Genomic DNA, 247 nt, shown 5'->3' on the forward strand with positions numbered 1-247 from the left:
CGAGTTGCTCCTCTTCGACGTCCACGAGACCTCCTTCCCTGTGAACCTCTCGCCTGAGAAGCACTGCCTCCCGAACCGGGGCCACCAGAACCCCTGCCACCAGAACCACTGCCACCAGAACCACTGCCACCAGAACCACTGCCACCAGAACCGGTCCCAGCAGACCCACTGCCAGCCCAACCGCTGACGGCACAGCAGCTGCCACCACAACAGGGGAGGGCGCAGCGGGGGGGGGGGGGGGGGGGGG

At 68.0% G+C, this 247-nt stretch carries 1 protein-coding gene; it reads right to left on the bottom strand.

Going from position 1 to position 247, the window contains the following annotated elements; genetic code table 11:
• Window positions 1-193: hypothetical protein (locus JDS80_RS31310; protein ID WP_206774729.1), on the bottom strand; the 193-nt coding region annotated here is incomplete at its 3' end.
• Window positions 194-247 lie beyond the last annotated feature (54 nt).

It is taken from the genome of Bacillus cereus group sp. N8 (assembly GCF_016483685.1).
In the GTDB taxonomy this organism is placed as follows: Bacteria; Bacillota; Bacilli; order Bacillales; family Bacillaceae_G; genus Bacillus_A; species Bacillus_A proteolyticus.